Source organism: Acinetobacter sp. Colony158 (genome assembly GCF_019264745.1).
Lineage (GTDB): Bacteria > Pseudomonadota > Gammaproteobacteria > Pseudomonadales > Moraxellaceae > Acinetobacter > Acinetobacter ursingii.
The window spans coordinates 3,072,249-3,072,770 of the sequence record NZ_CP078523.1 but is presented as its reverse complement, the minus strand read 5'-3'; the positions used below and the strand labels follow the sequence as shown (position 1 = coordinate 3,072,770).

At 40.2% G+C, this 522-nt stretch carries 1 protein-coding gene; it reads right to left on the bottom strand.

What is annotated here, in order from left to right; all coding sequences use genetic code 11:
- Window positions 1–38 precede the first annotated feature (38 nt).
- A partial coding sequence (locus JR005_RS15305; RefSeq protein WP_218664824.1) for an IS3 family transposase occupies window positions 39–522 on the bottom strand: 484 nt, incomplete at its 5' end.

Genomic DNA, 522 nt, shown 5'->3' with positions numbered 1-522 from the left:
GAACCGTACCGGGTTTGTCGGAGACTTTTTTATTTAAGTTAGGCCACCTGACCTAACGGATTAATCTTATCATAGTACATTGCTTCAAACTCAAAAGGCGATACATAACCCAGTGCACTGTGTACACGCTTTTTATTGAACCAATCTACCCAGTTTAGTGTCGCAAGTTGTACATCTGCTAAACCTTGCCAATCTGCTTTTAAATATTCAATCACCTCTGTTTTGTATAAGCCATTCACCGTTTCAGCCAAAGCATTATCGTATGAATCACCAGTTGTACCGACTGATGCTCGTAAATTTGCTGCTTCTAAACGATTGGTATAGCGAATAGAAAGATATTGAACACCTCTATCGGAATGATGAATTACATTCTTTGGCATGCCTCGATCGTGCAATGCTTGCTCCAATGCATCGAGCACCATATCTGTATTCATCCGTGTAGATACTTTCCATCCAACAATTGCTCGCGAGAACACATCAATAATAAATGCAGTGTAGACCCAGCCTGAATGAGTTTGAATA